This window comes from Eisenbergiella massiliensis (assembly GCF_003435485.1).
Genome location: NZ_QVLV01000020.1, coordinates 56921 through 83884 on the forward strand (window position 1 = coordinate 56921; position 26964 = coordinate 83884).

General features: G+C 49.7%; 24 protein-coding genes, 1 pseudogene and 1 other annotated feature. Of the genes and pseudogenes, 7 read left to right on the forward strand and 18 right to left on the reverse strand.

The features are described 5' to 3' along the window. Positions 1-13: 13 nt before the first annotated feature. The 4 genes from folP to DXC51_RS22080 all read right to left on the reverse strand — a co-directional run bounded on the left by folP (position 14) and on the right by DXC51_RS22080 (position 3763). Positions 14-829, reverse strand: coding sequence for a dihydropteroate synthase (gene folP / locus DXC51_RS22065; RefSeq protein ID WP_021634099.1), 816 nt, complete (start codon positions 827-829; stop codon positions 14-16). Positions 830-1247: 418 nt separating this feature from the next. Further along, entirely contained in the window at positions 1248-1730 is a 483-nt protein-coding gene (locus DXC51_RS22070) for an HD domain-containing protein (protein ID WP_117545463.1), read from the reverse strand. Positions 1731-1779: 49 nt separating this feature from the next. Next, positions 1780-2337: a GTP cyclohydrolase I FolE gene (gene folE, locus DXC51_RS22075; RefSeq protein ID WP_117545464.1), complete on the reverse strand. Its 558-nt coding sequence runs from the start codon at positions 2335-2337 to the stop codon at positions 1780-1782. 34 nt (positions 2338-2371) lie between these two features. Continuing rightward, complete coding sequence (locus DXC51_RS22080; protein WP_243003253.1) at positions 2372-3763, reverse strand: bifunctional folylpolyglutamate synthase/dihydrofolate synthase; 1392 nt, start codon at positions 3761-3763, stop codon at positions 2372-2374. Between the two features lie 111 nt (positions 3764-3874). On the opposite strand from DXC51_RS22080, the gene DXC51_RS22085 reads away from it, so the two are divergent. Continuing rightward, positions 3875-4285 (forward strand): putative ABC transporter permease, encoded by a 411-nt coding sequence (locus DXC51_RS22085; RefSeq protein WP_025490845.1) that lies wholly within the window; start codon positions 3875-3877, stop codon positions 4283-4285. A 101-nt stretch (positions 4286-4386) separates the two neighbouring features. Here the strand turns inward: DXC51_RS22085 and DXC51_RS22090 are convergent, their stop codons facing one another. Together DXC51_RS22090 and DXC51_RS22105 are read right to left on the reverse strand one after the other, a co-directional pair. Beyond that, positions 4387-5757, reverse strand: a complete 1371-nt coding sequence (locus DXC51_RS22090) for an MATE family efflux transporter (protein ID WP_102288229.1) — start codon at positions 5755-5757, stop codon at positions 4387-4389. 482 nt (positions 5758-6239) lie between these two features. Further along, positions 6240-6650 carry a PH domain-containing protein gene (locus DXC51_RS22105; protein ID WP_021635638.1) on the reverse strand — a complete coding sequence of 137 codons (411 nt, stop codon included), beginning with the start codon at positions 6648-6650 and terminating at the stop codon, positions 6240-6242. 502 nt (positions 6651-7152) lie between these two features. Here DXC51_RS22105 and pyrB point away from each other — a divergent pair. Both pyrB and DXC51_RS22115 read left to right on the forward strand, forming a co-directional pair. Beyond that, the gene (gene pyrB, locus DXC51_RS22110) at positions 7153-8073 is read left to right on the forward strand and encodes an aspartate carbamoyltransferase (protein ID WP_117545467.1); all 921 of its coding nucleotides are present in this window, start codon (positions 7153-7155) and stop codon (positions 8071-8073) included. Between the two features lie 66 nt (positions 8074-8139). Beyond that, positions 8140-8577: an aspartate carbamoyltransferase regulatory subunit gene (locus tag DXC51_RS22115; RefSeq protein WP_021635641.1), complete on the forward strand. Its 438-nt coding sequence runs from the start codon at positions 8140-8142 to the stop codon at positions 8575-8577. 105 nt (positions 8578-8682) lie between these two features. Here the strand turns inward: DXC51_RS22115 and DXC51_RS22120 are convergent, their stop codons facing one another. From DXC51_RS22120 to DXC51_RS29325, 5 genes are all read right to left on the reverse strand, one after another. Next, positions 8683-9297, reverse strand: a complete 615-nt coding sequence (locus DXC51_RS22120; RefSeq protein ID WP_117545468.1) for a class I SAM-dependent methyltransferase — start codon at positions 9295-9297, stop codon at positions 8683-8685. A 210-nt stretch (positions 9298-9507) separates the two neighbouring features. Continuing rightward, the gene (locus DXC51_RS22125) at positions 9508-10071 is read right to left on the reverse strand and encodes a TetR/AcrR family transcriptional regulator (RefSeq protein WP_102288217.1); all 564 of its coding nucleotides are present in this window, start codon (positions 10069-10071) and stop codon (positions 9508-9510) included. A gap of 118 nt (positions 10072-10189) precedes the next feature. After that, positions 10190-11710: a S41 family peptidase gene (locus DXC51_RS22130; RefSeq protein ID WP_243003254.1), complete on the reverse strand. Its 1521-nt coding sequence runs from the start codon at positions 11708-11710 to the stop codon at positions 10190-10192. 216 nt (positions 11711-11926) lie between these two features. Then, positions 11927-12421 carry a GNAT family N-acetyltransferase gene (locus DXC51_RS22135; RefSeq protein WP_117545479.1) on the reverse strand — a complete coding sequence of 165 codons (495 nt, stop codon included), beginning with the start codon at positions 12419-12421 and terminating at the stop codon, positions 11927-11929. Between the two features lie 88 nt (positions 12422-12509). Beyond that, complete coding sequence (locus tag DXC51_RS29325; RefSeq protein ID WP_147332394.1) at positions 12510-12713, reverse strand: hypothetical protein; 204 nt, start codon at positions 12711-12713, stop codon at positions 12510-12512. Between the two features lie 311 nt (positions 12714-13024). Here DXC51_RS29325 and DXC51_RS22145 point away from each other — a divergent pair, with 311 nt between their 5' ends. Beyond that, positions 13025-13417 (forward strand): VOC family protein, encoded by a 393-nt coding sequence (locus DXC51_RS22145; RefSeq protein ID WP_117545470.1) that lies wholly within the window; start codon positions 13025-13027, stop codon positions 13415-13417. Positions 13418-14133: 716 nt separating this feature from the next. Here the strand turns inward: DXC51_RS22145 and metG are convergent. The 4 genes from metG to DXC51_RS22175 form a co-directional block, all read right to left on the reverse strand. Next, positions 14134-15843, reverse strand: a complete 1710-nt coding sequence (gene metG / locus DXC51_RS22155) for a methionine--tRNA ligase (RefSeq protein ID WP_117545472.1) — start codon at positions 15841-15843, stop codon at positions 14134-14136. Between the two features lie 115 nt (positions 15844-15958). Next, positions 15959-16217 (reverse strand) — a binding site (T-box leader). Positions 16218-16638: 421 nt separating this feature from the next. Continuing rightward, positions 16639-17814: a MalY/PatB family protein gene (locus DXC51_RS22165; protein ID WP_117545474.1), complete on the reverse strand. Its 1176-nt coding sequence runs from the start codon at positions 17812-17814 to the stop codon at positions 16639-16641. A gap of 26 nt (positions 17815-17840) precedes the next feature. Then, positions 17841-19325 (reverse strand): Na+/H+ antiporter NhaC, encoded by a 1485-nt coding sequence (nhaC, locus tag DXC51_RS22170; protein WP_025490840.1) that lies wholly within the window; start codon positions 19323-19325, stop codon positions 17841-17843. Positions 19326-19452: 127 nt separating this feature from the next. Continuing rightward, positions 19453-19833 carry a RidA family protein gene (locus DXC51_RS22175; RefSeq protein ID WP_025490839.1) on the reverse strand — a complete coding sequence of 127 codons (381 nt, stop codon included), beginning with the start codon at positions 19831-19833 and terminating at the stop codon, positions 19453-19455. A gap of 279 nt (positions 19834-20112) precedes the next feature. Between DXC51_RS22175 and DXC51_RS22180 the strand changes: the two genes are divergently transcribed. Beyond that, entirely contained in the window at positions 20113-20787 is a 675-nt protein-coding gene (locus DXC51_RS22180; protein WP_021634878.1) for a helix-turn-helix transcriptional regulator, read from the forward strand. A 76-nt stretch (positions 20788-20863) separates the two neighbouring features. Here the strand turns inward: DXC51_RS22180 and DXC51_RS22185 are convergent, their stop codons facing one another. Then, complete coding sequence (locus tag DXC51_RS22185) at positions 20864-21721, reverse strand: AAA family ATPase (RefSeq protein WP_021634879.1); 858 nt, start codon at positions 21719-21721, stop codon at positions 20864-20866. A gap of 149 nt (positions 21722-21870) precedes the next feature. Further along, positions 21871-23151, reverse strand: a complete 1281-nt coding sequence (locus DXC51_RS22190; protein WP_021634880.1) for an AGE family epimerase/isomerase — start codon at positions 23149-23151, stop codon at positions 21871-21873. 418 nt (positions 23152-23569) lie between these two features. On the opposite strand from DXC51_RS22190, the gene DXC51_RS22200 reads away from it, so the two are divergent. Beyond that, a complete protein-coding gene (locus DXC51_RS22200) occupies positions 23570-23956 on the forward strand; it encodes a BlaI/MecI/CopY family transcriptional regulator (protein ID WP_021634883.1) in 387 nt (128 codons plus the stop codon). Between the two features lies 1 nt (position 23957). Next, positions 23958-25799, forward strand: coding sequence for a BlaR1 family beta-lactam sensor/signal transducer (locus tag DXC51_RS22205; protein WP_025490836.1), 1842 nt, complete (start codon positions 23958-23960; stop codon positions 25797-25799). On the opposite strand, the pseudogene DXC51_RS30130 reads toward DXC51_RS22205, so the two are convergent. Next, a pseudogene (locus tag DXC51_RS30130) lies at positions 25799-26914 on the reverse strand (DUF6070 family protein); the annotation flags it as partial. The gene DXC51_RS22205 and the pseudogene DXC51_RS30130 sit on opposite strands and share 1 nt — an antisense overlap. Positions 26915-26964 lie beyond the last annotated feature (50 nt).

The following is a 26964-nucleotide window of genomic DNA, read 5'->3' on the forward strand; positions in this document are numbered from 1 at the left end:
CCGTGACCAGTAACTACCTGCCCTCCTGCAGGATCGCCTCCGCCATACGAATGGCCCTCTTATTCGCCTTCACATCATGCACACGCACAAAGGAACACCCGCTCAGCACCGCAAATACCGTGGTCACCAGCGTACCCTCCAGCCTTTCGTCCGCAGGCAGATCAAGCGTCAGCCCTATCACCGACTTCCTGGAAGTCCCCAGCAGCAGCGGACAGTTAAAAATCCGCAGGCTGTCCAGATGATTAATCACCTCCAGATTATTTTCATAGGTTTTCCCAAAGCCCACGCCCGGGTCCAGGATAATCTTATCATCCCTGATTCCGGCCGCTTCCGCAATCCGCAGCGTATCCGCCAGATCCGCCGCCAGATCCTCCAGGAAATTCCCGTAATCCGCATTCTGTCTGTTATGCATCAGGCAACAGGGCAGCCCGCTTCCCGCAATCGTCTCCGCCATCTGGCCGCCGTCATATTTCAGTCCCCAGATATCATTAATCAAATCCGCCCCTGCCGCGATTCCCGCCTGCGCCACCTTATACTTATATGTATCCAGGGAAACCGGCACGTCAAACCGTTTCTTCACCGCCTCAATCACCGGAGCCACCCGCGAAGTCTCCTCCTCCTCCGAAAGCAGCGTATACCCCGGCCTTGTGGACTCCCCGCCGATATCCAGGATATCCATCCCATCCCCAATCATCTCCTCCACATGCCAAAGCGCCCTGTCCATCTCATTAAAACGCCCCCCATCCGAAAAAGAATCCGGAGTCACATTCAAAATCCCCATCACATATGTCTTCCCGCTGTCAACAAATTCCCTGCCGCCTATAACCATCCTGCCTGCCTCCTGAAAAATTATCTTTTCTCACGCCCGTCCTAATTTCACTGCTCTCCCACACTCTTTGTATCTGCCCTTCTCCCCTCTTCACAGCCTGCCTCCCCTCGCCGTGTCATTTCCTGCGGGGTGTCCGGCGCTGTCCTCCCTTCCTGCTCCCGGCAGGTGTTCAGTGCGTGAGTCACGGGAAAATGGAGTGATTTCTTACTGGTTTGTTATTCTCTTCTGCTGCCCGCCCAAAGCGGCGCTGTTTAACGAACGCCAGTGAGGAGTTCGCGCCGCTTTGGCAGCAGAAGAGAATAACAGACCGGTTAGAAATCCCCCATTTTCCCGTCCGAACGCGCGGAACACCTGCCGGGAGCAGGAAGGGAGGACAGCGCCGGACGCCCCGCAGGAAATGACACGGCGAGGGGACACTTCACCACTTCAGCAAAAGGTTCTTTTTGGAGGGCGGCCAGCTGCAGGCGCCTTCCGCCGGGCATGCAAAGCAGGGCCGGCTTTTCTTATCCGCCCTGTAAAGCACCCCGCGCAGGCTCTCCTCCTGTGCCAGCTTTTTTTCCCTGTGCCCTGAAATCGCCCGGAGGATTTCCTCCCGCTCCGGTTCCTCAAAGCCGCAGTCAAAAAGAATCTCCTCCGCCAGCTGTGTTCCGGCAAGCTCATGGGGCGTGCCGTCCTCATACTGCCGGAACCTGCCGCAGTCATGCAGCAACGCCGCCGCGTAAATAAGCTCCTTCTCAATTCCCAGCCCCTTTTCCAGATTTTCAATCCAGGAAAGCCGGGCCACATCCAGGAAATGAGACATATCGTGCCTGCAGAAGATCCGTTCTTCTTCATATTTCCGGTTTTTTTCCACACATTCCCTGTACTTCGGATTGTGCAGTATCCTGTTGACTCTGTCCATACCGCTCTTCCTTTCCCCGACAGGCTGTGGAGCAAATTTCAAATACGCCCTAACACTCCAGCATATGATAAAAGGTTTCCTGCAGCGCGGCATTCTCTTCAAAAGCACCTCTTGTCGCCACAGTTACCGTCTTGCTCCCCGGCTTCTTCACACCGCGCATTGTCATGCACATATGCTCCGCCTCAATCAGGATCATCACTCCCTTTGGCTTCAGATAATCCATCAGGGCATCCGCCACCTGCGCCGTAAGCTTTTCCTGAAGCTGCGGCCTTCTGGCGAAAATCTCCACCGTCCTCGCCAGCTTGCTTAAGCCCACCACCTTACCGTCCGGAAGATAAGCCACATGGGCTTTTCCGAAAAACGGCATCAGATGATGCTCACAGGTGGAATAAAAGGTAATGTCCTTTTCCAGCACAATCCCTGCGCCCTCCGCCTGAAACTGCTTGGACAGCGGCACCGCCGGATCCTCATCCATCCCGCCGAAAATCTCCTCATACATCCTTGCTATCCGCTGGGGCGTCTCCACCAGCCCTTCCCGGTTTACATCTTCTCCGATTCCTTCCAGAAGCAGCTTCACCGCTTCCTCAATTTTTGCTTTATCTACCATGCGTGTCTCTCCTGACCGGCCGCTGCCTGATTTCTCACTGCTGCCTCTTTTCCGCGATTCTGATGATATCCCCCAGAAAGGACAGGGAGCCAAAAGCGATGATAACATCCTCTTTCCCTGCCAGAAGGCGTGCCATTTCCACGGCCTCCTCCGGACTGTCCGCCGCGGTCACATTTTCATGCACCCTGCGCACCACCTCCGCCAGCTCACAGGAAGACATCGCCCTGGGGTTGCCGGGCGCTGCCACCGTGATAATGGCATCCGCATAATCACAGGTATTCAGGATGATTTTATCCACTTCCTTGTCCTTCAATATTCCCATTATATATATGATTCTTCTATTTGTAAAATAGAAACGTATGGACTGGGCCAGTTTTACCGCGCCGTCCTCGTTATGCGCCCCGTCTGCGATAAACAGCGGTTTCCTGCCGATAATTTCAAAGCGCCCCGGCCACTTTGCGCGCAGAAGCCCGGCCTTCAGCTTCTCCTCCTTTACGGGAAAGCCCAAATCCGCAAGCCGGTCAAGCGCTTCCACAGCAAGGGCGCAGTTGTCGATTTGATGGATTCCGGCCATGGTGATTTCCAGATTTTTATGTCCCTTATAAGAAAACCGCTGCTTTTCCAGCCCGTACTTCACATTTTTTGCCGACCCCATATCGGATACAAACAGTTCACAGCCCTTTTCCTTACAGGCTTCCTCAATCACTCCCATAGCCTCAGGAAGCTGCCTGCAGGAAACCACACGGCTTCCCGGCTTGATAATCCCCGCCTTCTGCGCTGCAATCTCCTCCAGCGTATCGCCCAGAAAAGCCATATGATCCATACTGATGGACGCAAAAACGCAAAGCAGCGGCGCCGGAATTACATTTGTGGCATCCAGCAGCCCGCCCATCCCGGTTTCCAGCACCACAATATCACATTTTTTCTGACAAAACCATAAAAAAGCAAGGGCTGTCTCCACCTCAAAAACCGTGGGATGCCTTCCGGTTTCCGCCGCCATAGCCTCCGCCGCCTCCCGCACAGGTTCCATGGTTTTGCCAAGCTCTGCCTTGCTGATTGGCTTCCCATTGATCTGAAACAGCTCCCTGTACTCAAAAATGGCAGGAGAAATATACCGTCCCGTCTTATAACCGCCTTCCGTAAGCACCGTGGAAATAAAATTCATTACGGAGCCTTTGCCGTTCGTCCCCGCGATATGTATAAAGCTTAATTTCTCCTGCGGATTACCCAGCCGCGCCAACAGCTCCTTTATATTCTCAAGGCCCGGCACCACGCCGAAGGTATTGCATTCCTGCATATAGGCAAGCGCCTCCTGATAATTCATCTCTTCTCCTATCCGCGCGTCGCTGCGCGCAATCAAATCCCCCGCCGCAGGCAACGAAGCATCAAACCTGCAACGCTGCAGGGCAAGCCGCCAGATATCCATACAAGCACGGGTGCCTGGCCGCTGCTCACGGGAATAACATTTTTTCAACTTCTTTTCTATACATCCTAGCACATTTTGCATAAAAAAAGAATAACCGGCCAAAATATTAACATGCAAAAATTATGGAAAGACTTTATAAAATGCGGCATCCTCGGCTGGTGCCTTGAAATTACATTTACCGCCCTCCACTCCCTCCAGCAGCGCAAATTCACGCTTCAGGGCACCACCTCCCTGTGGATGTTTCCCATCTACGGGGCTGGCTGCCTGCTGCGCCCCATCTGCGCCCTGGTAAAAAAATGCCACTGGTTCGTCAGAGGCTGCGTCTATGCCCTTTTCATTTTCGTGGCAGAATACCTCTCAGGCCGTTTTCTCCTGAAAAAAGGCCTCTGCCCCTGGAGCTACGGCAAGGCCCGCTGGAACATCGGCAAGGTCATCCGCCTGGACTACGCCCCCTGCTGGTTTGCCACCGGACTGCTCATGGAACAGGCAATCCAGTCCCCCGCCGGGAAAAAGAAGCATTAAATCCGGAAAATACCAGCACAGCCTTCCCCATTACCCGCGGAAATAGCGGACAGGATATCCCTGCCCGCTATTTCCGCTTTCTTCCTAATTAAAGGAAGCAATTATGAGGAAGCCTCCTGCCGCTGCCCCTCGGCAAACAGCTTCTCCCTCTCCATCTTCTTCATGGTAAACCGATAAGCAATGTACAGGAAAATTCCGCCCAGGCACCATGCGCTGGCATTTGCGGCGCACACGCCCACATAGCTCAGCAGCTTCGCCGCCACCACGGCCAGCACGGCCCTGCTCAAAAGCTCCACCACGCCGCCCATCATCGGCATCAACGCATAACCGCAGCTTTGCATCACATTTCTATAGATAAAAATCATCCCCAGCGGAATAAAGAAAGCCCCGTTAATCAAAATATAGGTCCTCGCATACCCCAGCACCTCCGTGCTGTCCCCGGTTACAAACAACCGGATAATCACCGGTAGCGCCACAACAACCACTGCATAAATAATCACTCCGTAAACCGCAGACATCCAGAAAGCGATCCTGCTTCCCTTCTTAATACGCCCCAGATCATTAATCCCCCGGTTCTGCCCGCAGAAGGTGGCCATTGTCATACCCATGGAAGCAAATACCTGCGTCACCAGCTGCTCCACCTTGCAGGCCGCCGTATAAGCGGCAACCACGGTAGAACCCAGCATATTCAGCGCCACCTGCACCATAATCGTCCCCACCGCAGTAATGGAAAACTGCAACGCCATGGGAATCCCGATGGATACCTGATTCCGCACACACCACGGATCCAGCCTCAGATGCTCCTTATGCAAAGCAAGAAGCGGGACCTTCTTTACCATATAAACAAGACACAAAAGCCCGGAAATTCCCTGCGATGCAATCGTCGCCACCGCAGCCCCGGCCACACCCATATCAAAACAAATGATCAGAACCAGATCCCCTATAATGTTAATCGCAGCCGACAGCACCAGAAAATAAAGCGGCACCTTACTGTTCCCCACAGCCCGCAGAATACTGGACAGCAGATTATAAAGCACGCTGAAGCCCATTCCCCAGCAGATAATCAGAATATATTCCCTGGACATATCCATAATATCCGCAGGCGTCCTCATAATACGCAGCAGCCAGTCCATAATCAGCACACTCGTAAAGGTCATAACCACCGTAACGATAACAGAAAGTACCGCGGCATTTCCCACGCTCTTCTTCATCCCCTCCTCATCCCCGGCGCCGAAACGCTGCGCCGTCAGAATCGTAAAGCCCGTAGTCAGCCCCTGCAGAAATCCCAGAATCAAAAACGTAATCGTCCCCGTGGCCCCCACAGCCGCCAAAGCCTTCACGCCCACAAACCGCCCCACAATCACGGTATCCACCAGACTATACAGCTGCTGAAAAATATTCCCGATAATAATCGGAATAATAAACCTCACAATCAGCTTAAAGGGACTCCCCTTCGTCATATCAAGTTCCATCTCCAACACTCCTCCTGCCGCGCCGCTCCTAGACGCCTTCATCCACCAAAATCCTCGCGCATCCCAAGCTCATTTTTTCATATTTTTTCTTAATTCCATTAATCCCTTTATTCTCTTTAATCCCTTTATTTATTCTGCTCCCCCCAGCAACCTTCCGGTCCGGCCGCGAATGGTTTCTCCGAAGACCCGGGGCAGGGGCAGGAGGCGGGGGAAAGGCTTTTTTCCGGGACCTTTTCGGCCCATGGAGATGAGACTTAAAAATTATGGAAGGCACACCTGACATAATTTTTCGCCCAAGGCTCATCGCAATGCCCGGGCCGACTGGTCCCGGAAAAAAGCCTTTCCCCCGCCTCCTGCCCCTGCCCCGGGCCTTCGGAGAACCCATTCGCGGCCGGACTCACTCCCCCACACAAAAAGATGCAGAAAAAACTGGTTTTCCGCATCTTTCTTTTCGAGAATGAAAATATTCCAAACGTCCCCGCCTATTCCCTGCCGTCGTCCCAATCGCCGTCATCCGCGCCTTCTGCGCCGATATTCAGCATATTCATGGTACGGCGCCGGATTCTTGCCTTCTCCGAGGCCTCCAATATGTAATTTTTAATGGTTCTGGCATTTTTTATATGAGTCAGCATCAGCACCGGATTGGTGGTATCGCCGGTATAACATTTCACCGTACCGATTCCAACAATGCGTTCCGCCAGAGACTCCACCAGCTCCACGTCCTGCACCTTATACATATAACAGTCGTTTTCCTTTTTATTCAGAAAACCTTCCGAAACGGTAATGATATCATCCTTCACCGTATATACGGTAAAGGTAAAGGGCAGGCCGAAAAACAGCCATCTTTTTCGTTCCGTAAACTGCACTTCCCCGTTCCTGTTTTCACCGTCCATAGGCTACCTCTTTTCTTATGCTGCTTATGCGCGTTCTTATGTGCGCGTGTATCTGTTCCATTCAGTTCTCTCTTCGCAACAGTTAAGACTTCCAAACTGCTGCCTTACTTCATATCCTTCGCGTAAATTATAATAGATATGCACCTGATTTGCAAAGGTTTTTCATCCGGACCTTCTATTTTTATAAAAAATAAATTTTACGTAAAAATAGATTGAACCCCCTTTTTCGATGTGCTATAATGTCACAAATAGTAAGTGGCTGTAAGAAATGTGGAGAATTTTATGGGACGATTTGCAAACCGCTGCAAGCCTGGCAATAAGCAGAATTTCATACCGGATATATGAATATAAATCGAAGGGAAAATTATTTTCTCTTCGATTTTCTAAAATCAACGCCTGCCGACCGCAGGCGTTATTTATGGGCCGGGGCGGCAGGACACGTTCAGCAAAATTGATGTCCAGATCCCAATATTTCCGCATTTAACAGAAAGGAGACCGATAAATGAAACATTTAATGAACCCGCTTGACTTTTCCGTGGAGGAACTGGACAAGCTCTTTGCCCTGGCAAGGGATATCGAATCGAACATGCCGAAATATGCGCATGCCTGCGAGGGGAAAAAGTTAGCTACCTGTTTCTATGAACCGAGCACCCGGACCCGCTTAAGCTTTGAAGCCGCCATGCTCAATCTGGGCGGCAGCGTGCTGGGCTTCTCCGATGCCGCAAGCTCCTCCGCTTCCAAGGGCGAAAGCGTGGCCGACACCATCCGCATCATCTCCTGTTATGCAGATATCTGCGCCATGCGCCATCCCAAAGAGGGCGCTCCCATGGTAGCCGCCTCCGTTTCAGGAATCCCGGTAATCAACGCCGGCGACGGCGGACATCAGCATCCGACCCAGACGCTGACTGATCTGATGACCATCAGCACGCTAAAGGGCCGCCTGAACCAGCTTACCATCGGACTGTGCGGCGACCTGAAATTCGGCCGGACCGTACATTCCCTGATTAATGCCCTCGTTCGCTATGACAATGTACGTTTTATTTTCATCTCCCCTGATGAACTGCGCGTCCCCGACTACATTACGGAAATGCTGAAGGAAAAAAATATTCCCTACGAGGAAGTCACACAGCTGGAGGAAATTATGCCCAGCCTGGATATCCTTTACATGACCCGCGTTCAGAAGGAGCGTTTCTTCAACGAAGAGGATTACGTCCGCTTAAAGGACTTCTATGTGCTCGACAAAGCCAAGCTTTCCCTGGCTCCCAGTGACATGCTCGTCCTTCATCCCCTGCCCAGGGTCAATGAAATCTCCGTGGATGTGGATGACGATCCGAGGGCTGTTTACTTCAAGCAGGCGCAGTATGGCGTGTATGTCCGCATGGCGCTTATCCTCACCCTGCTGGGTATCAGCGTAAATGATTAATTTACCAGGAAAACGCCCTTTGTGGCATTAGTATAAACGCCCATTAGCGGGCAGAAAGGCAACCTTATGTTAAATGTAGGAAAAATTGAAGAAGGCTTCGTGCTTGACCACATCAAGGCCGGCACCAGCCTGTCCATTTACCGTCACCTGCAGCTGGACAAGCTGGACTGCACGGTGGCTATCATCAAAAATGCACGCAGCAATAAAATGGGGAAAAAAGATATTCTGAAGGTGGAATGCGATGTTGACATGATGAACCTTGATGTCCTGGCCTTCATAGATCACAATATTACTGTAAATATTATAAAAAACGGCGAAATTGTTAAGAAGAAGGAACTGATACTCCCCAAAGAAATCAAAAACGTTATTCACTGCAAAAATCCCCGCTGTATCACTTCCATTGAGCAGGGACTTCCTCATATTTTCGTTCTCTCCGATGAGAAAAAAGAAATATACCGCTGCAAATACTGCGAAGAGAAATTCGACAGACGTTCTTTATTATAAGCAGGAAGAAGAAAAAATACTGCCAGCCCTTTTGTACTATAGGGCGGCAGTATTTTTTCTTCCCGACATATTTTTCTGTTACAACGGCCGTTGCAGCCGTCCCCCTTACCTTTTCCTCAAACTACAGACAAAGCATCTGTATTTAATCCGCTTCCAATCCTCCATTACAAAGCCGCATCTTCCAAAAAGCTCCCTGATTTCCCGTTTCTTCCACAGCTTAACGTCACCGGAACTGCTCCACTTTAACGCCCAGTTAAACACCTCAATCATTATAGAGGGCATTGTGGGGTCACCGAGGATTAGAAGGCCGCCGGGTTTTATGATTCTGCCCATTTCTGCAGCGGCCTTTTCCGGGTTCGGGTAATGGTGGAAGGAAGCATTGCAAACCACCACATCAAAAAAATTGTCCTTATAGGGCAGCTGTTCCGCGTCTCCCACCTGAAGCCGCGCCGCCTTCCCCAGTTTCTTTCCCGCCTCTTCAATCATTTTTTCCGAAATATCCAGGCCGTAATATTCTGCCAGGATGCGTTCATTCAGGGTTTTTAGTATATTGCCGTTGCCGCAGCCCAAATCAAGAAGCCGCTGTCCTCTGGTATCCGGTACGCGGGCAAGAATTTCCCGGTACATACATTGGACAAATTTTCCGTCATGGCTTGTGTCGTAATCCTCCGCTGTTTTGTTGAAATAATCTGTTGTTATTTTTTTGCTCGTATCATCCATTCTCTGGCGCCGTCCTTTCAAATATTGTTTTTTGCCGTAAACTGGTGCGTTTTCACCTTCAGACCTTCAGGGGCAGAACTGTCCGTGTAATATAGCATTTTAGGATAATTCTTCAGGACAATAATTACAGTAAAAATGATTAAACCCATGTCATTGACTTATATTCAATAGCATTTTGCAGAAAAGCCCCGCCAAAACAGCGGGGCCGGCCTACTGTAATATTTTATAAATCAATTTGTGCAGCAGTTCTGTCTTTTCCTTTAATGGAATCCTTTCATCAATGAGGATGGGGGACTGGCCGCTTAAAATAAAAAGAGCTGTCTGCTCCGGATAATCCACGTTGATTTCTCCCATTTCAGAGCGGCACCTGAGATATTCCGCAAGGTATGGGGCAATTTTCTCCTCCATATGCATACTCAGCTGGCGATGAAAAAATTCATTTCCTTTTTTATCAAAAAAAGAGGCGTATTTATATTTTCCTTCCTCCTGATACAGGAATGCAATAACAGCCTTCATGCACTCTTCCAGCGGCTGCTTTGTATTCCTGAAAATCTGGATAAAAGGCTCGCTGCACTCTTCTGCATAGTGCGTCAAAGCTTCTTCATACAGCTGCTGTTTATTCTGGAAATAATGGTAGCAAAGCCCGGAAACCACATTCATTTCAGCAGCAATATCCTTCATGGTAGTGGCTTCAAAGCCCTTCTCGGCAAATACCCGCATGGCGGTGTCCAGCATTTCCTGTTTTCTGACTTCAGGTTCTTTGGAAACTCTCATATGGATCCTCTCTCTTTCTGTTTTCAGCTTACTCCTCTATTGAATATTTGTCAATGACATATTTTCAATGCCGTCTGCTTAATGTTATTTCATTAATATAAAAACATTGCCCCGGGTTTTAGCCAATAGCTTTCAGGCAGGTTTCCAGTGGGCTTTCGCCTTCCGGGGAAAGGATATCAGGTTCCGTTCCGAATTCCTCGCTGCCCGCGCCGTCAGGGGTAGTTCCGTAAACAGGGCTATACCGCACGATGAGGCCGCTGTTCTTAAGGACGATGGGCAGAGGTTCGGAACCGATTCCGTCGCCGCCGGTCGTCCGCCCCACAAGAGTTGCAAATCCGGTGGCTTTCGTGAACATGGCCGCATATTCGGAGGAGGAATACACATTTTCGTTCACCAGCATCCACAGTTTTCCTTTCAGGGCTTTCTTTTCTCCGGAAGGCTCAACCTTATAGGTATCGGCCACAAATAAATCAAGTCCGGAAAGGTCTTCCTGATTCAATCTGGGCAGTTCGGGGACCTCACTGACAGGCTTATATTCAGAAAAATCCATGAATTTGCGGTTATAGCTGCCGTTTTTTACAAATTGGTATGTGTCGGCGGTACAGGTATGGTCAATGTTAGGAGCCATAATGATATCGTCAAAGTAGGGCATTCCGCCGCCTCCGTTATCGGTTAAATCAAAAATGACATTTTCATAATCGCTGTATTTTTCGTATAAGCCGGTCAGGATTTTACGGTCTTCTTCATAATAATCCATGTCAAAAAATCTTATTTTAATGTAGGCAGTCTTTCCTTCTTCAATGATCCCGTATAAAAGATTATCGGTTTCGCCGCTGTCCAGAAGTATGGTATCTCCTGTTTCATCCTCCTGAGCCATGGAACCCGGGTCTGACTGAAGCAAGTCAGACATCCCCTGTTCTTCATAGTACGCCTGGACTTTTTCCCATGCTTTTTGAAATGATTTTTCAATCTTCTCATATGCTGCAACTGAAGTATCATTCGCATAGGCATCACTGATTTTTCGCATGAGAGGGAGTAAATCTTCGGAAATGCCGTCCAGGTTGCTGTAATCATCCGCCCAATTTTCAATAACAAGCTGCAAGTGACCGATTCCGCCGCATGGTCCTACGAACCCCTGTATATTTGTGAAGAGCTGCATGTCTGTTTCGGAGTTTTTTATTTTTTCCCTGCAGATCCGGTACTGCTCTTCCAAATCTATATTCTGCGTCCGCTCGGCCAGATTCCAGTAGGGGTAATTTTCTTTCAGGGTTTGATACAGGAAATCGAAATCCTCCAGCTTTTCTTCTGTTGTCAGCCCTTTCCAGTTTCCTTCCTCTGCAGAAAGTCTGGCAAACTCACCGATTACAGTAATTCCTTCTTCTGTTTCCGGCGGCTGCCCGGAGGACTCTCCCGCTGATTCGCCTACTGCTGTTTCCTCTGCTGTATTTTTCTTTGTTGCGCTTTCTTTTACTGCACTTTCCTCTGCCTTTTTGTCTTCTGCCTTGTTGTCTCCTGTTTGCGCTACGCTGTCCAATGCTGTCACAGAATCCGCCGCCGGACGCTCCGCTGTGCTGTCTGCCTTACAGCCGTTCAGCATCACTGCCGTCAGCAGAAGCATGATAACGATCCTTTTTTTCATATCCATTCATCCTTTCCATATTTCATTCCGGTTAATTGATGGTGTTGTCTTTCTGATTCACAGGATACCGGATTTTCTTATGGGAAGGTATCATATTGGCTTTCCTGAAGGTTACAGTTTTGTAATATGGTTTCTGGGTTTATTTTTATCGGGATTTCATGGAGAGTCTGCTTGTATATGGAGGATAATTTCCTGATATTAACTGTCTGATTCCGGCTACATTCTCCACCAGATGGTATCATTCCCTGCATATTCCGTAAAACCGCAGCGCTTTAGGATACGCTGGGAGGCAAAGCCGTCTGCTTCCGTTTCCGCAGTGATACAGGACACCCCTTCCTGCTCCTTTGCCCAGCTGCACATGGCGCGGACGGCTTCCGTCATATATCCTTCATGTTCAAAGGCTTTTCCCAGGCCATAGCCTATTTCAACCTGGCCTTTTTCATCGGGTACATTCTTAAAATCAGCGGAGCCTACAACGACATTATCGGCTTTTCTGATGAGAAGCCAAAAGCTGTGCCACAGGTAGTTTTCGCTGTCCTGTCTGGTAATTTCCAACTGTCCGGAAACAATTTCTTTGAATATTCCTTCCAGCGGTTCGGCCTGGTAGGAACAGTTCAGTTTTTCTTCCAGCCGGGGCAAATCGTTTAACCACCAATCAAGCTGTTCGGGAGTAAGAGCGGTAATTCTCAGCCGTTCTGTTTCTATTTGCATTTCATGCCTCTTTCTTTCCGGTTCCCCGGCCCGGAATCTTTTTATAATAGCCTGGACGTCCGGAGTTCCGCTGGTTTTATCAAGAAATTTACTTCTGCTTCCAGCAAATCCAGGAATCGCTTCCTTGCGTATTTTTCTTTCCATGGATCATGACCGCATTTTTCAAGGACATAATAAGAAAACTGAGGAAGCCTGCGGCACATCCGGGAGCCCCGGGGCCTCCGTGCAGGACTATCGCCCGGAACGGCGGCCGGCCGTATTCGCGCACAATGTCCATATTTTTTATATTCATCGGCTTTTTCTCCTTTTTGCGCTGTTGCCCATTATAAAAAACAGTAAATATTCGGCGATAATAAAATCTTTTCCTAGCCAGAAAGGCCCATAGAATCAGCATTTCCGCTGTGTGCAATACACTTCTGCAAGGGTAAAATGGTACCCTGGCAAACAAACAGGGTTATGGGCGGCAGAATGAAATAATGAAACGAAATGAACTGTTTGACATTTCCAAACTGTCATATTAAAATGAAAAAAGTGGTTATGCGTTTGTATGCCTCAGGCAAATAAGGCGTACCTGTCAGATTAAAAATGTGGAGGGATTGTATAATGGCACTTAATCTTATGGGATGGAATGTCGTTTTGGATTCCAATCACGCGGACGAGTTGTCTGCATTTTATGAAAAATTGCTTGGCTGGACGCGGTTCAAGGGTGAAGAATATACAGTCTTAGTAAATTTGGAACAAACAGGAACTCCAACCTGGATTACCATTCAACAGGTGGATGATTATGTGCCGCCCGTGTGGCCTGCTACACTGGATGCGCAGCAGCAAATGGCGCACTTGGACTTTCACGTTCAGGATGTGGAAGAAGGGGTGAAATATGCCTTGTCGTGCGGCGCAAGCTTATCGGAGTACCAATATGACGACCGTTGGCGGGTGATGATTGACCCTGCGGGACATCCGTTCTGTATACTGCCTCCGATTATGCCCTGGATGTAAGTATTGAAGCCCGATAAATAAAAGTTTATGAGGTTAGTTGGATGCCCGGTTTCGGGGGGGGGGAAGGATAAATCATATCCCCCTTGTTTCCGCATCCGCATATGATCCTCATCAAATTCTACGTCCAGTACTCAACGCAGTTTGTTTTCTACTGACCAGCATTCCTGTCACGCATATGTCTTCCCAGTCGTTTTTTTGCGGCAGCCAGCTGCTGTCCATTGCCGCATAGCATTCCCGCGTCTCATAGCATCCATGTCCTTTTTCTGATGTCTTCGCATATTCACATTTTCCCTTCCCTTTGAAAAGGTACAATGCTAAAAAGTACAATGCGATATACTTCCTTCAATATTTCTGCCAATCCTCGTCCCATATCTTATCAGTATCCTTTCTTTAGAGGATACCACTTTTTAATTTATGGAGAAAGCCTTTTCCTATTTATTCTTTTTTCGTAAGCGATTGCCCTGTGAGGATATGCATAATGACTTGACAGGCTCATAGGTCTTGCAAAAATGTTTGATTATAAAAAAGAAAAAATCAAGTAGCGATTGGCTATCGAATAAATAAATCATATTGGCACAGAAGGATTGCTACTGATGCAGTAAAGCTTATGGTAGATTATCTAACAGCTGAAAAAACATTCCGGCTATACATGCTTTCATTTAAAAAGGGGCCCGGGAATTTCATCCCGAACCCTCTTAATGCTTTCGATTATATACCTAATTCTCCGGCAAAAGCCTCTCCAGCTTTTCCGTTTCTTCCTCAACCACCTTCTTATCAAGCCGTTCAAAGAGCACCTGCACTTCCGGAACAGGATATCCTGCCTTCACCTGCTGAGGCTTCCATTCTGCGGACAGCTGCAGCCAGCCGCAGATTTTCTCAGAAGAAAATGGCAGGAAAGGATATAAAAGAACCGCCAGTCCGGCTATCAGCTGTACGCAGTTATACAGAGTATCCGCACATTTCCCGGCATCCGTGTTCCTTGTAATCCAGGGCTGGGTGGAATCAAAGTATTTATTCGCCTTCCTTACAAGTTCAAAAATCCCGTCCACCGCATCCTTAAAGCGTCCTTTTTCAATCCTCGCGCCCGTATCGGCGAAAAGCTTCTCCAGTTCCTCCTCCAGCGCCGTATCGGGCGTGCCGCAGGGGACAGTTCCGTCCAGGTACTTCCGGATAAATACCAGCGTCCGGTTCACAAAATTGCCGTAGGCCCCAAGAAGCTCCCCGTTGTGGCTGTTGACAAATTCTCTCCAGGAAAAATCGGCGTCCTTTTTCTCCGGTCCGTTTGCCAGCAGATAATAACGCAGGGAATCCGCATCGTACTTATCTATCATATCCTTTATCCAGATGGCATAATTCCGGCTGGTGGAAATCTTGCGCCCTTCCAGCGTCAGATATTCACTGGAAATGATTTCATCAGGAAGATGCCAGCCACTGCCATTGGCAATCAGCAGCGAAGGGAGAATAATCGTATGAAAGGGGATATTATCCTTCCCATGCACATAATAATGCCTGATCTCCGCGTTTTCTCCCTCGGCGCCGGTTTCCGGGGCTTCCGTTTCCGCCTCTGCTTCGCTTCCGCAGCCTCCGTCCAGCCCCCAGAGCCTTTCAAATTCCCCCGGGCAGCCTTTCAGCGCCTCATGGCTTGTAGATAAATAGCCCAGCACATTTTCCGCCCAGATATATATTTTCTTTCCTTCATAGCCCGCCTTCGGCACATCGATGCCCCATTCCAGATCCCGCGTCAGCGCCCGGTCACGCAGCCCTTCGCCAAGATACCGCCTGGAAAATGCCGCCGCGTTTTTTCTCCAGTTTTCATGGGTGTCCACCAGCTCCTGCAGTCTGTCCTTCAGCCTGGTAAGCGCAATAAACAGATGCCTGCTGCTGCGGAAGGAAACCGCGGAACCGCAGACTGCGCATACCGGCTGCTTCAGGTTTTCCGCCTCCAGCACCGCGCCGCATTCATCACATTGATCCCCCCTAGCGCTTTTCCCGCAGACCGGGCAGAGCCCTTCCACGAAACGATCCGCCAAAAAGGCATGGCAGCATTCACAGTAGGCCTGCGGCACCTCCTTTTCATAAACATAAGGGCTTTCATACAGTTTTTTATGGAACTTACTGACAAAATCCTTATGCGCCGGTGACGAGGTTTTCGTATACAAATCATAGCTAAATCCCAGCTTTCTGAAGCATTGGGAAAATTCCTCATGATATAAGTCACTGATTTCCTCAGGCGTTTTCCCTTCCTGTTTTGCCCGGATGGCCACCGGTGTCCCGTGGCAGTCGCTTCCTGATACAAAACACACCTTATCGCCGGCAGCTCTGTGATAACGCGCCAGCACATCCGCCGGCAGCAGCGCTGCTATATGCCCGATATGAAGTGAGCCGTTGGCGTAGGGCCAGGCTCCTCCGACTAAAATATTTTTCATTTAATATCCCTCATTTCCTGAATTTGTTATGATAACGCGGATGCCCGCTCCGCTGCAGTCCGGCCTTCCCGGACTGAGGGCAAAAAAAATCCCTCCTCTCCGAAAAAATTTCTTTTTCGGGGACGAGAGCTTCGCTTCGTGTTACCACCCCAAATTCGCCTGAGCCTCACGGCGCAGACCTTATCAACTACGGATGAGAAATGATTCATCGATAGTATATCACGCTAACGGGTGCTTCCGTCGCAGCCTGAACCCACAGGTTTTCGGTGCGCAGCTCCAAGACCATGTTCAGCTGCATTTACTTCATCCATTCTCACCAACCTGGACTCTCTGTAAAAGCGCCTGCCGCCTACTCTTCTCTTCTTTGCCTTTTATATATGAAATTGTGTTTTATTATATACAGGGCGTTTGGGTTTGTCAACTGTTTCTCAGGCAGATGCCTGACGTTGTTTAGCAGCCAGATGCCTGGCACCTTTTTCTCAGGCGGATGCTTGTTTTACAGGCAGGTAAACAGACATTTTTTCACACCAATGCACTCATTTTCGCTGTGATTTGAAACTGCTCATCCATTGGATGGATTTCCGCCTGACAAGAAAAGCCGCCTGACCGGGCTTCTCCCGGCAGACGGCTTTTCTGCTCCATTTTTTTTGAACGTCTTTCTTAACTGCTGAAAATAATTTGCACTGCGCTTTTGCAGCACGTATCGTTCACCGCATACGACCGCATAGCATCTTACCGCACAACATTTTACTGCATAACATTTCCTGCATGGTATTTTAAAAACGCTTCCACGCATCAGCGTTTCCACGCCCCGCGCATTCTTTCATACGCTTCTTCCAGCAGGCTTCTGGGTGACGCCAGATTCAGCCGGATATAGCCGCGGCCGGCTTCCCCGAACACGCTTCCCATATATACGGATACGTTGGCCTCCTGCAGGAACCACTGCTCCAACTCTTCTTCACTCATGCCGGTTTCCCGGTAATCAATCCATAACAGATAGGTGCCCTCTCTGGGCATGATATGAAGCTTGGGGAAATGCTCCGCAAAATAACTACGGGTATATTTTTCATTTTCATCAATATACTTCTTTACCGCCTCATACCAGTCGTCACATTCCGTATACGCCTTTTCCACGGCGGTAACTGCAAAAATAGTGGGGTTATGCATGCCGATCCTGTCAATGTCGGCAGCGATCCGGCTGCGAAGCTCCTCATTGGGAATTATCATATAGGAAACGATAACGCCCGGGATGTTGAAGGTCTTTGCAGGCGAGGTTGCCAGAATCAGCCTGTCGTTCACATCCTCTGTAACGGAAAGGGTGGACTGGTGCTTCACCCCTTCTGCTGTCAGATCCCCGTGGATTTCATCTGAAAAAAGAACGAGGTTGTGCTTTTTACAGAAATCGGCTGCCTGCGCCAGTTCTTCTCTTGTCCAGGAACGCCCGGTCGGGTTGTGGGGATTGCACATGATCAGCATTTTCGTCCGCTCGTCCACCAGGCTTTCCATATGGTCAAAATCCAGTTCATACCGATCCCCGTTCCTTTTCAGCGGGCTGGAAAGCATCCTTCTGCCGTTTTTGAGGATCGCGCTCTGCAGCGGGCCATAGGCAGGCGTATTCATGATGACGCCGTCGCCCGCTTCCGTATAGGTTTCCACACAGATACTGGAGGCAATATTGATTCTGGGACAGAATACGATCCACTCCCTGGGCACCTCCAGGCCGTACTGCTTCTTATACCAGCGCTGAATGCTTTCAAAAAACTTATCGCTTAAGTCCGTGTAGCCCAGGACGCCCATGTCAAGCACTTCGCGCAGTCCGTCAAGGACAGGCGCCGGCGCCTTGAAATCCATATCCGCAACGCCCAGATGAATCATGTCCTTCCGGCCGTATTTTTTATCCATGGTGTCCCATTTCCCGCAGTTTGTATTCCTGCGGTCCGTCATAGTGTCAAAATCAAAATGCATTCCCATTGTAAAACCTCCTCCCGGGACAGCGCTTATGCTGCTTTGTCTTCTTTCTGAAGAGCCAGATATTCCTCATAATAATCGTCGCCGGGCTTAATCTTGGCAATACCGAAGCCGGTGAAGCCCCAGATGATTGCAAAAATCACGCCGGTGTAGCACAGGATCGCCCATGGCAGATAGGAAAGCGTGGGCACGCCCAGTGTTGTTGCCATGTAAACGCCTGCTGCCGTCCAGGGAACGATGGGTTCCACAACGGTTGCGGAGTCTTCCAGTGTCCTGGAAAGGTTCTTGGGCTGCAGGCCCTTTTTGATATAGGTCTTGGAGAACATTTCTCCGGGAATCAGGATGGAGAGCTGTCCGTTGCTTGTTACGAAAACTGCGGTAATACAGGAAACGATTGTGGATACAATCAGGCCGCCCGTGCTCTTTACGGACTTCATCAGCTTATTCAGCACGATATCAAGGGAACCTGTAACAGCCAGGGTTCCGGCAAAACCATAAGCACAGAATGCAATCAGAACCGTATTCAGCATGGAAAGCATGCCGCCGCGTTCCAGCAGCCTCGGGATATCAGGAATCAGGGCAGCCGCATCAAAACCGGCTTTGGTAACCATATCAAGGCTGAAGCCGCTGATAGCTGCGGTAAAGCACTGCTGCAGGGAGAAGCCCTGGAAAACCGTGGCGTTAAAGAAAGCAACCACGCTGGAAATCAGCATTACCGGGATGGTAGGCTTCTTGCGGATGGAACCGTACAGTACGATAATCGGAGGCAGGATTACCAGCGGGTTGAAGCGGAACATCCCTTCCAGCGTTGTCAGGATGGTATCCACCTTTTCAGGAGTTGCCACCGCACCGCCGCCTGCCAGCGAAAATCCGGCTATGGTATAAACGATCAGACAGATAATACATCCGGGAATCGTAGTGTAGAACATATGTCCGATATGGTCATACAGCTTGGAGCCTGCTGCAATGGGAGCCAGGTTGGTGGTATCGGAAAGCGGGGACATCTTGTCGCCGAAATACGCACCGGATACAACAGCGCCTGCTACCAGCGGAAGCGGAGCGCCCATACCTGCCGCAACACCCATCAGGGCCACGCCGATGGTTCCCGCAGAACCCCAGGAGGTTCCGGTACACAGGGAAACCACTGCTGTTACCAGAAAAGAAGTAACTGCGATATAACGGGGGCTGATAATTTTCAGTCCGTAATAAACCATCATCGGGATGGTGCCGCCGATCATCCAGGAACCAATCAGGAAGCCTACGATAATCAGGATAAAAATAGCCGGCATCGTTTTGGAAAGCTTTCCTACGATGGAATTCATGATGTCGTCCCAGGTATAACCCAGCGAAACGGCAATCACCGCTGCCACTGCCGCGGATACCAGCATCAGAACCTCAGGGCTTAAGCCCATTACCGCATAGCCTACGCCCAGCAGCAGTATCATTGCCAGAATCGGAAGCACTGCCAGGAAAAAACTCGGTTTCTTTTTTTCTCTTACTTTTTTTTCACTCATGGAAAAATTCCCCTCCTTATGCACAATACACTCCCGCATTGTGCTATTTCACGTTTTGTTACATATCAGCTCTTTAATTTGAACTCTGCATTTCTGCTTTCAGCAGTCCGGACCATAAACTTTTGCTTTACTTCCCAACCGCTGCGATAACCTCAACCTCGCACAGCACATTCTTGGGAAGCGCCTTCACCGCCACACAGGAACGCGCCGGCTTTTCGGTAAAATACCTTCCGTACACCTCGTTAAATGCGGCAAAGTCTCCCATGTCGCTCAGGAAACAGGTCGTCTTGATAACAGCCTCAAAGTCCGTCCCCGCTTCCGCAAGCACTGCTCCCACGTTCTTCATTACCTGCTCCGCCTGAGCCGTAATGTCTCCCTGCACAACCTCTCCGGTAGCCGGGTCCACCGGGATTTGTCCTGAACTGAACAAAAGTTCATTGAATAGGATCGCCTGCGAATAAGGGCCAATAGCTTCCGGAGCATTTTTTGTGTAAATTTTTTTCAGCAATTTCTCCACCTCTTTCTTCGTTTTTACTTGATAACTGCATTATATCAATAAAATATATTTTAGTCAATACACTTTTGTTTATTTATTCTGTATATTTACTAAAAATTATTTCACTAATTTCTTGCACATTTCCCTCCCCTCCATTATAATAGAATCAGAAAACCGCACTGAAATAATTTTCACTAATTAAACCCTTGTGAAATTACATATTATCGTAATTATTTCACTTTTCAAGGTTACAAAGAAAAACTATCCCCCCGAAAGGCACAGGTGACAACTATGGATACTCCTTTTATTGAACTTACCCCAACCGACAGACAGATTCTGAATTCCTACGCCCTCATGCTGGATGGGCTGGGCGCTTATCTGGGCGAAGGCTACGAGCTGGTGCTCCACAGCCTGGAAAGCCTGGATCATTCCGTCATAAAAATAATCAACGGGCATTACACCGGAAGGAAGGAAGGCTCTCCCATTACGGATTTGGCCCTGAAAATGCTGGGGGAACTGGAAAAGGATCCGGGCCGGACGGTTTCTCCCTATTATAATAAGAACAAATCCGGTTCCGTCCTCCGCTCCTGCACCATCCCCATTACAGGGGAGCACGGGCGCATCATCGGCCTGCTCTGCATGAATTTCCACATGGAAATCCCTCTTTCCAATATCCTGCAGACCCTTGCGCCGCCCCAGAGCACGGTTACCGCCGCAGCCGCGCCTGCGGAAACCTTCTCCGACAGCATTGATGATTTGATCCTCTCCTCACTTTCCGAAACGAGGGAGGCCGTTTACAGCGACCCGAACATTTCCTCCGCCAATAAAAATAAGGAAATCGTCCTCCAGCTTTACCAGCGCGGCATTTTCAACCTGAAGGATGCTGTAATCAAGGTGGCCGAACAGCTGAATATTTCAAAAAACACGGTATACATGCACATCAGGAACTTCAAAAACCAGAGCTGAGAAACCTGCGCCGCCAGGCGCGCCCTGAAAGGTAGCTGAAAAAAGGAGGCAGGTCATTTGCTGACCGGCCTCCTTTTCATTCAAATTCTTCCTTGTGCTTCTTAAAAAAATCATAATAGGCCCGGACGTTGGGCAGCTGCGTCCACCGCTTCACATCCACCGGCTCTTCATCCATATCGTAAATCCTGGCATTCCTTACCGCCAGCAGAAACGGCGAATGCGTGGCAATCACGAACTGGCAGCCGAAGAACCGGGCGGAATCCTCAATGAAACGCACCAGCTCCTGCTGCCGCTCCGGGGACAGGCTGTTTTCCGGCTCATCCAGCAGATACAGCCCGTCCTCCTTTATTTTTTCAGAGAAATAAAGAAAGGCGCTTTCCCCGTTGGAATGCTCCCTCGCATTGTCCATCAGGTTATTTCTCACATAACGCGACTGCGTTTTCCGGCGCGCCATGTTGACCTTCTTCAGCCGGTCATAATCCTCCAGGGATTTCATCCGGAAATCAGAGTATTTGGCATCCAGATACTCTTCGAACAGCTCTTCCCGCTTTTCATCAATCCCGTCGTTAATCGCCCTCATATTCAGGATAAAGTCAAAGACGTCATCACTGGTGATAATCCTGCTCTCCTCCGGTATCCCATAATCCGCCGTATAAGAACACATCCGCGTATAGTCTTCAAAGAAATCAGTCCGGTTAAAACGGGTATCCCTGTTAAGCCGCAGCTTTTCCGCGATACAGTTGAGAACCGTCGTCTTCCCCGATCCGTTGCCTCCATAAAGAAAAGTAACCGGCTCAAAATCCAGCATCCGCAGCCGATGCTTTGAAATAATCTGGAAAGGATAATAGGAATCATAACAGGTTCTGGCCTGTGCCATCAGGAAATCATATTCCTCCTCTATGTCCGGGAAGGAAAACTGTGACAGATAAATCATAGCGCGCCTCCTCCTGCCTGTCTTTCTGAGCGTCTTTTAACATCCTGTAATTCACTCGCGGCAGCCGCCAAATATCCTTGCAGGCATGGCTGCCTGGCCCGCTGCCCTCGGGAATCAGCAGCCCTGAAGGCACTGCCGGAAGCTTATTTTCAGGATAGTTTTTTTCCGCCCTTTACCGCCGGGGCAATGGAAAGACCCGCGTCATAGCAGGGAATCAGCGTCGCCTGCAGCGCGTGGTAAATATCAGATTTCCCAGGCCATACGGTACCGATCAGCTGATTATTCCGATCCAGCTGATGGAACCAGGATCCGTTCACATGATCCAGCACCTTTTCGTCCAGATACTTCATAAACTGCGCATAATCATCCGCATATTCCTGTTTTCCCGTCACATGGTAAAGCACCGCGGAGGTATTGATGGCTTCCGCAAGCGTCCAGTGCATCCTGTCATGCACCACCGGTTTTCCGCTCCAGTCCGTGGTATACACGATACCGGGCGCGCCGTCCGCATTCCAGGCATCGCTGACAGCACGGCGGAAAAGATTCTCGGACACCTCAATATATTTGGAAGCCGCTTCCTTTTCCTCCGGATATGTAGAAAGCGCCCACTGTGCAATCAGCCTTGCCCATTCAATGCCGTGTCCGGGAGTTGCCCCGTAAGGCTTGAACTGATCATCCGGCTTTTCCTTATTGCATTCCAGATCCGCCACCCATTCCTTTGTAAAATGCTCCGGGATCCTCCATTCATTCCGGGAAGCCCAGCCCACCACATGATCAATGATGCGGCCCGCCCTCACACGGTATTTTTCATCGCCGGTCACATCCGATGCCGCCAGAAATGCCTCCACTGTATGCATATTTGCATTCAGCCCGCGGTAGTCATCCAGTACGGTAAATTCGGTATTCCAGGTATCGCAGGAAAGCCCTTCCTCTTCATTCCAGAAACGCAGGTCATACAGCTTCAGCGCATCCTCAAGCAGCTCCTGCGCCCCCGGCCTTCCGGCAAGGACGGCGGAAGATGCCGCCAGAATCACAAATGCATGGGCGTAGCACTGCTTGTTGGGAAGTATCTCCCCGTCGGAAGTAAGCCCCGCATACCATCCGCCGTTTTTCTCATCATGAAGCTCGCCCTTAAGCCCCTTCAACCCGGCATCCGCCAGAGCTTCGCTTCCGGGATGGCCCAGGAAGCAGCCCAGGCTGTATACATGGACCATACGGCTCGTTATCCAGGTTTCACGGTTCCGGTCCGTCCACGGCGTACCGTCATCCCCCAGGTAATAGGAGCTTCCTCCCGGTGAGGGAAATTTATGTCCGAAGCTAAGCAGTCCTTCCCGGATCTCCTCTAAAAATTTTCTGTTTTCTTCTGTGTCAATCTGATATTTTTTATTGCTTTCCTCCATCTTCTTTTTCCTTTCCTTTTTAATCATCATCGCAGGTTTCGTTCACAGTCCCCAGGGCTGTCCCCCGATCCATCCTATCATTTATTTCCGGCTTATTCAACATAAATATGGGAGAATTTGCACCCCGGATTTTACGGCCTGTGAAATGCTCCTTCGTCTGCTTCCGCCATATTTCAGGCGCAGTGACTTCAGGCACAATGACGACGTTTTTATTAGCGGTCTGTACATTTATTCCCGCGAGCAACGAGCCAAGTAACCATGCTTGCATGGATATTTGGCGACTGCCGCGAGGATCAAATACCCCGCTGCTCTGCAGCGCTGCAAGTTTGATACCCCGTTGCTTGCAGCGGGGTCTTTGATTTTGGAAAAGAAGGCAGGATGTTTGACACGTCGGGGAAGTGGTTATATAATATTTTTATTACAAACGTAAGATTTTGGAGGAAGCTTTATGAACCGTTTACCACAGATATCCGAGGCCGAATTCGAGGTTATGAAAATCGTATGGCAGTATGCGCCTGTCAGCACCAATGAAATAACCGACCGTTTAATGAAAACCACCAGCTGGGGTGCCAAAACCATCCAGACCCTGATCAAACGCCTGACAAATAAGGGCGCCCTTACCTATGAAAAAGAAGGGCGGGTATACGTCTATACGCCGCTGGTAAAGGAGAATGAATATATCAGCCAGCAGAGCAATTCTTTTTTACGGCGCTTCTATGACGGCGATATCACTGCCATGCTGTCAGCCTATATCAAAAACGACAGACTCTCCGCCGAAGAAATCGGCACGCTGCGTTCGATTCTGGACGATGCGGACAATGACAAGGGAAACTGATATGTCTGATTTTATGATTCGCTTTTTAATGAACAATCTGTTCCTAAGCCTGCTGACAGTTTCTTTCCTTGGCATAAAACAGCTTTTGGGACGGGTGCTCACCCACAGGATGCAGTACAGTCTGTGGTATTGTTTTCTTATGCTTCTTGCGGCGCCTTTTCTGTCTTTGATACCGGCCGATTTTCTGAAGCTGCCGGGAGGAGCAGATCTTTTACATTCCTCTTTAGCCTTGCTGCCCTCCCTGCAGGAAGGCGCAGGTGCACGGGCCTTAGCGTCTGAGGGACAGTTTTCTGACTTTGCAGTATCAGTCAGCAGAAGGACGTCCTCCGGTGCCGGACGCGCCCTTTTTCTTCTGTGGCTGCCAGGAATCATGGTTATGCTTTTCAGGGTCATAAAAACGCAGGCTGAATTATACCGGATCAGGCAGTCGGCGCTTCCCCTGCAGAACCTGGAGGTGCGCGCCTTATACGGGGAATGTCTGCGGGAGATGAAGCTGAAAAAACCGGTTCCGGTTTACAGCACGGCTTTTCTGAAATCCCCTGTGATTACCGGACTCTTTTTTCCGCGGATCTACGTGCCGATCCACCTGATATCCGACTTTAATTCCGTGGATATGCGTTATATGCTGCTTCATGAGCTGCAGCATTATAAGCATAAGGACGCGTTTGGCAATCATCTGATGAATCTGGCCGGCATCCTTTACTGGTTCAATCCTTTTGTATGGTCCGCCCTGAAGGAAATGCAGAACGACAGGGAGGCGGCCTGCGATACCTCCGTGCTGGAACTGCTTGGGGAAAAAGAATACGTCGCCTATGGGAACACGCTGATCAGCCTTGCCGAAAAAATCTCTCTCCGGCCGTTTCCTTTCACCGCCGGTATGAGCGGCAGCATGAAGCAGCTGAAGCGGCGCATCCGCAGCATAGCTTCCTATAAGGCTCCCTCCTTCCGCCAAAAAGCGTTGAGCGCCGCTGTGTTTACGTTTATTTCACTGTTGCTGTTTAGCTTTACTCCATACCTGTCCGTCCGCGCTGCGCAGGATGAGGACGCGCTTACAACGGCGGCTCTTAAGAATGTGGTTTCTGTTGATTATGGGGAATATTTCGGGGACCTTGACGGAAGCTTTGTCCTATATGACATGCAGGAGGATACCTGGTATGTTTACAACCGCGCCCAGGCGGAAAGACGTATTTCCCCGGACTCCACTTACAAGGTTTACGACGCCTTATTCGGCCTGGAGGAAGGGGTCATCGCACCCGACGCCTCCGTTCTTCCCTGGGACGGGACGGCCTATCCCTTTGCGGCCTGGAACTCCGATCAGGATTTGGCATCCGCTATGGAAAATTCTGTTAACTGGTATTTTCAGTCCATAGATTCCCGGCTGGGCGCCGGGAGGGTTCAGGATTATCTGCACAAAATAAGTTATGGAAACCAAGACAGCAGCGCAGGGCTGTCCTCCTACTGGCTGGAAGCTTCCCTGAAAATTTCTCCCATGGAGCAGACCGCGCTTCTCATAAAGCTGTACCGCAATGACTTCGGCTTTGCGCCTGCCAATATCCGGGCGGTAAAGGATGCAATGCTTCTGTCCCAAACTCCGGACGGCAGCCTTTACGGTAAAACGGGAACCGGACGGGTGGATGGCAAAGACGTGAACGGCTGGTTCGTAGGGTATGTGGAAACCAGAGGACAGGTATACTGCTTTGCCGCAAATATTCAGGGAAGCGACGGCGCGGCAGGCAGCAGGGCCGCGGAAATCACAGAAGACATTTTATCCCGGCTGGGGATTTCATACCAGTCAGGTTCCACATTTTCCGGCGAATCGATGATGCGGTTGGAAACATACTGAAAACCGCCGTCTTCCAAAGGCCTGATTACTACTTCCGAAGACATCGCCCTTCCCAAATGGCGCTGCGGCCACACCGCACTTACCGTCAGCGTGATCGTACCGTCCGCATTTTCTTTCCGGGAAGTCACCTCCGGCCAGGGGGTATTGGGGGAATTGCCATAATCAAGAAAGCTTCTTGTGAGGTACTCATAGCATTTTCCCTCCGCCAGATATTTCGTACTGCTGTGAAGGGTCTCTTCATCTATATTAAAATATGTCATGATCACGCGGTTGAATTCCTCCTCCGGCACCCGATATTTTGCTCCGTCAACGGTCAGCCCGTAGGGAGAATTCCTATAGTATACAAGGGGGTACAGCAGCTGGAACAGATCATAAAAATCAAGCTCCCCGAAATTTTCTTCCTTCCAGTCCGTCAGGAACATATTGTTGGCGCCATAGCCTATGGGTAGGATATAACGCCGGTTCAGTTCCCTGCATTCCTCCTCCAAGGGTTTCACCCTCACTGCCGTATAGCCGGGCGGGCCGTCGTATGCCACAGGCGTATTTTCTTCGAAAAACAGATAGCCCTCTTTTGTGTATTCCCATACGGCCGCGTTATAGCTGTATTTATCAGTAACCCTGGGCATACCGCCAATCCAGCAGAGGACGCTTCTTGTAACATGGACTTTTCCTTCCATTTCTTCTGAAGTAACGAAATCAAAACGGATAAAACCAAGATTTTCCATAACTGAAAAAAGTGTGGCACAGGCCTCCTTTTGTTCCTCCACTTTCCTGCAAAAGTCTTCTATCAGCCCGGGATTGACCATGTTAAGCTGGTTTTTGTTTTCTGAGTCAATGGCCGCGTATCCGTAAGAACCAAGCCTTTCTACGATTTGGCGGATGACCGGAAGCCTGTCATAGTATGAAGCTGCGCTGCCGGCAGAAGTGACAGACGGATTGGAGGCGGCGCTTTCGTAAATGTCACGGTAAAGCTCCGCTGTTTCTTCCGACGTCCGTTCTTCTTTTATGGCTGCGGGAATGCCGGTATTTTCTATTCTCACAGGTTCCTCTTTATCTGAAGGCGTGACCGCCGCGTTTTTAACGCAGCCGGTTATTGCCAAAGCCGCTGTTATCATAATGAATAAAATAGAAGCAAACCCTTTTTCTTTCAATTATTTTCTCCTTT

Coding starts and splice junctions, on each gene's coding strand:
- folP (WP_021634099.1), bottom strand. CDS start 829: ATGGTTATAGGCGGCAGGGAATTTGTTGACAGCGGGAAGACATATGTG.
- DXC51_RS22070 (WP_117545463.1), bottom strand. CDS start 1,730: ATGGACAGAGTCAACAGGATACTGCACAATCCGAAGTACAGGGAATGT.
- folE (WP_117545464.1), bottom strand. CDS start 2,337: ATGGTAGATAAAGCAAAAATTGAGGAAGCGGTGAAGCTGCTTCTGGAA.
- DXC51_RS22080 (WP_243003253.1), bottom strand. CDS start 3,763: ATGGATATCTGGCGGCTTGCCCTGCAGCGTTGCAGGTTTGATGCTTCG.
- DXC51_RS22085 (WP_025490845.1), top strand. CDS start 3,875: ATGCAAAAATTATGGAAAGACTTTATAAAATGCGGCATCCTCGGCTGG.
- DXC51_RS22090 (WP_102288229.1), bottom strand. CDS start 5,757: ATGGAACTTGATATGACGAAGGGGAGTCCCTTTAAGCTGATTGTGAGG.
- DXC51_RS22105 (WP_021635638.1), bottom strand. CDS start 6,650: ATGGACGGTGAAAACAGGAACGGGGAAGTGCAGTTTACGGAACGAAAA.
- pyrB (WP_117545467.1), top strand. CDS start 7,153: ATGAAACATTTAATGAACCCGCTTGACTTTTCCGTGGAGGAACTGGAC.
- DXC51_RS22115 (WP_021635641.1), top strand. CDS start 8,140: ATGTTAAATGTAGGAAAAATTGAAGAAGGCTTCGTGCTTGACCACATC.
- DXC51_RS22120 (WP_117545468.1), bottom strand. CDS start 9,297: ATGGATGATACGAGCAAAAAAATAACAACAGATTATTTCAACAAAACA.
- DXC51_RS22125 (WP_102288217.1), bottom strand. CDS start 10,071: ATGAGAGTTTCCAAAGAACCTGAAGTCAGAAAACAGGAAATGCTGGAC.
- DXC51_RS22130 (WP_243003254.1), bottom strand. CDS start 11,710: ATGAAAAAAAGGATCGTTATCATGCTTCTGCTGACGGCAGTGATGCTG.
- DXC51_RS22135 (WP_117545479.1), bottom strand. CDS start 12,421: ATGCAAATAGAAACAGAACGGCTGAGAATTACCGCTCTTACTCCCGAA.
- DXC51_RS29325 (WP_147332394.1), bottom strand. CDS start 12,713: ATGAATATAAAAAATATGGACATTGTGCGCGAATACGGCCGGCCGCCG.
- DXC51_RS22145 (WP_117545470.1), top strand. CDS start 13,025: ATGGCACTTAATCTTATGGGATGGAATGTCGTTTTGGATTCCAATCAC.
- metG (WP_117545472.1), bottom strand. CDS start 15,843: ATGAAAAATATTTTAGTCGGAGGAGCCTGGCCCTACGCCAACGGCTCA.
- DXC51_RS22165 (WP_117545474.1), bottom strand. CDS start 17,814: ATGGGAATGCATTTTGATTTTGACACTATGACGGACCGCAGGAATACA.
- nhaC (WP_025490840.1), bottom strand. CDS start 19,325: ATGAGTGAAAAAAAAGTAAGAGAAAAAAAGAAACCGAGTTTTTTCCTG.
- DXC51_RS22180 (WP_021634878.1), top strand. CDS start 20,113: ATGGATACTCCTTTTATTGAACTTACCCCAACCGACAGACAGATTCTG.
- DXC51_RS22185 (WP_021634879.1), bottom strand. CDS start 21,721: ATGATTTATCTGTCACAGTTTTCCTTCCCGGACATAGAGGAGGAATAT.
- DXC51_RS22190 (WP_021634880.1), bottom strand. CDS start 23,151: ATGATGATTAAAAAGGAAAGGAAAAAGAAGATGGAGGAAAGCAATAAA.
- DXC51_RS22200 (WP_021634883.1), top strand. CDS start 23,570: ATGAACCGTTTACCACAGATATCCGAGGCCGAATTCGAGGTTATGAAA.
- DXC51_RS22205 (WP_025490836.1), top strand. CDS start 23,958: ATGTCTGATTTTATGATTCGCTTTTTAATGAACAATCTGTTCCTAAGC.